Consider the following 3023-nt stretch of genomic DNA (forward strand, 5'->3'; position numbering starts at 1 on the left):
CGCCCCGGGCGGCGTCCGGCCGCCGCCGGGCGCTGCTGGTCGGCTCGGTGGCCCTGGCGGCGGTGCTGCTGGGCGCGGTCGCGCTCTGGCCGGATCCGGACGAGCCCACCGGTCCGTTCCGGATCGGTTACCGGGACCGGCAGTTGACCATCCCGCCGAACGGCTCCTTCGACTTCGACCTGAACGACGGCACCGTGGTCCCGGCCAGCTCCTCCTCCTGGGCGGTCTCCACCGCGGGCCCGGAGTTCCGGGTGAGCTCCGGCTCGGACGTCTACCTGCCGCACGACGGTGCCCGGCTGACCGTCCTGGCCTGCGTGGCCGGGATCGAGAGCGCACCGGGCACCGGGCCGGTGAAGTTCGAGCAGGTGCCGGCCGGCCGGTCGTTCTGCGTGCGGGACCGGGAGACCGGCTCGGTCGCGGTGCTGCGCACGGTGGCGCTGGGCGACACCGACGGCATGGCCACCTGCTCGGTCACCTACTACCGGCACCAGGGCTGAGGACTATCCTGTCCCGGTCACACCACGAGCGACCGGAGCAGAGCGTGTACTTCACCGACCGAGGCATCGAGGAGCTGCAGAACCGTCGCGGCGAGGAGGAGGTCAGCTTCGAGTGGCTGGCCGACCGGCTGCGCGAGTTCGTCGACCTCAACCCGGACTTCGAGGTCCCGGTCGAGCGGCTGGCCACCTGGCTGGCCCGGCTCGACGACGAGGACGAGGACTGACCCGCGGGTCTCCAGCGGGACCCCTACGGGCCCGGACGGCTACGGCCGTCCGGGCCCGTAGCGCTTCCTCGGGGTGAACCCCGAGAAGCCCCTGAGACCGCCCGGGGCGTCCTTGACTTCACTTCCACGCGATATATCGTGTTGTTCAGGGGGACGCGATACATCGCGTATCCGACAACGGGAGGCGGGACGGAACCATGGGCAAGTGGACGGTCGAGGGGCCGGAGAAGATCAGCTTCGAGGAGCCGGTGAACGTGCTCCAGGTCCGGGTGGTGGCCGGCGCGGTGAACGTGGTCGCCGCCGAGGGCCCGGCCCGCCTGGAGGTCACCGAGCTCGAGGGAGACCCGCTGCTGGTCTCGCTGGAGGACGGCGTCCTCACGGTCACCTACAAGGACCTCTCCTGGAGCGAGCTGACGGAGTCGGCCAAGTCGGTCGAGAAGGTGAAGAGCTTCTTCGAGGGCCTGCGCCGCAAGCGCCGCGCGGTGGTCTCGCTGACCGTCCCGGCCGCCGCCGAGGTGAAGGTCGGCTCGGTCTCCGCCGACACCACCGTCTCCGGCGTGGCCGGCCGGGTCGGCGTGCAGGGCGCCAGCGGCGAGACCACCCTGGTCGGCCTGCGCGGCCGGGCCGACGTGAACTCGGTGACCGGCGACGTCAACGCCCAGTCGGTGGCCGGCGAGCTGAAGGTCCACACCGTCTCCGGGCACCTCACCGTGGTGGCCGGCAGTGGCGAGAAGCTGCACGCCAAGTCGGTCAGCGGCTCCGTCACCCTGGACCTGGACGCCACCACCCCGACCGACCTGCACGTGGCCACGGTCAGCGGCCCGGTCGCCGTCCGGCTGCCCTCGCAGGCCGACGCCAAGGTGGAGGCCGGCACCACCGGCGGCGAACTCTCCAGCACCTTCGAGGAGTTGACCGTCGGCGGCAGCTGGGGCACCCGCAAGCTCTCCGGCCAGCTCGGCTCCGGCACCGGCCGGCTCCAGGTGAACACCGTCTCCGGCGCGGTCACCGTGCTGCGCCGCCCCGAGACCGAGGACGGCCAGGTGCGCTTCACCAAGGAGCTGCCCGCCGCCCCCGCCGACGCCCCGGCCACCGACGACACCGCCCAGGAGGGCTGACATGACCCCCGTCTTCGGCCACGGCCGTCTGCGCCTGTACCTGCTCAAGCTGCTGGACGAGTCCCCGCGCCACGGCTACGAGGTGATCCGCCTGCTGGAGGAGCGCTTCCAGGGCCTGTACGCGCCCTCGGCCGGCACCGTCTACCCCCGGCTGGCCAAGCTGGAGCAGGAGGGCCTGGTCACCCAGAGCACCGAGGGCGGCCGCAAGGTGTACCGGCTGACCGAGGCCGGACGCACCGAGCTGGCGGCCCGTCAGGCCGAGCTGGCCGAGCTGGAGGTGGAGATCCGGGACTCGGTGGCCCAGCTGGCCGGGGCGATCCGCGAGGACGTCCGGGACACCGCCAAGGACCTGCGCGAGGAGATCTGGGGCGCGGCCAAGGGCGCGCCGAAGTCCGCGGGTCCCGACGGGGAGGCCGGCGAGGACGGGCCCCGCACCGACCCGTGGGCCGGGCCCTGGGGCGAGAAGGAGTCCTGGCAGCGCGCCAAGCAGGAGTTCGCCCAGTTCAAGGCCGAGGCCAAGGAGCAGGCCAAGCGCGCCAAGGAGCAGGAACGGGCCGCCAAGCAGCAGGCCAAGGCCGCCGAGGCGGAGGCCCGTCGGCTGCGCGAGGAGGCCAAGGCCTCCCGGACGGCCGCCCAGCAGGAGGCGCTGCGGATCAAGCGCCGGGTCGAGCAGCACGTCAAGGAGGCCGCCTCGCGCGGTGACTGGTCCACCGGCCTGGCCGAGGGCCTGTCCGAGATCACCCGCTCGCTCTCCGGCCTGGCCGACGCCGCCAAGTGGGGCGCCACCTCCGTCGCCGAGGACATCAAGGTCTCCCGGGTCGACTTCGACAAGGACCGGAGCACGGAGCGGACCACCGAGAAGCCCGCCGACCTGCCCGGCTGGGCGGTCACCGACCCGGCCGGCGATCCGGCCCGCGAGCTGGAGCGCCTGCTGGACCGCTTCCGCGACCAGGTCCGCGACGCCGCCCGCGACCACGGCGTCACCCGGGCCGGCCTCGCCGACGCCCAGGCCACCCTGGCGGCCGCCGCCGAACGGCTGCGCCGTCGCGGCTGACCGCCCGGAGGCCCGCCAGGGCGCCCGGAGGGCGGTCAGGGGCGCGAGGAACTGCGCGAGACGGAAGAAGCAGACCCGTGTGCCGGGTACGGAGAGCCACTTGCACGTGAGTGTCCGTACCCGGCACACGGGT

The 3023-nt window shown here is 73.5% G+C and carries 4 protein-coding genes; all 4 read left to right on the forward strand.

Annotated elements, in window-relative coordinates:
- Positions 1–497 (forward strand): hypothetical protein (locus ACWEPF_RS39770; RefSeq protein ID WP_452176512.1); only part of this gene is annotated, 497 nt, incomplete at its 5' end.
- 44 nt (positions 498–541) lie between these two features.
- Positions 542–721 (forward strand): DUF6104 family protein, encoded by a 180-nt coding sequence (locus ACWEPF_RS39775; RefSeq protein ID WP_345290039.1) that lies wholly within the window; start codon positions 542–544, stop codon positions 719–721.
- 197 nt (positions 722–918) lie between these two features.
- Entirely contained in the window at positions 919–1836 is a 918-nt protein-coding gene (locus ACWEPF_RS39780) for a DUF4097 family beta strand repeat-containing protein (RefSeq protein WP_452176513.1), read from the forward strand.
- Position 1837: 1 nt separating this feature from the next.
- The gene (locus tag ACWEPF_RS39785; protein WP_452176514.1) at positions 1838–2890 is read left to right on the forward strand and encodes a PadR family transcriptional regulator; all 1053 of its coding nucleotides are present in this window, start codon (positions 1838–1840) and stop codon (positions 2888–2890) included.
- The last annotated feature ends 133 nt before the right edge of the window (positions 2891–3023 follow it).

The organism is Kitasatospora sp. NPDC004289 (genome assembly GCF_053602875.1).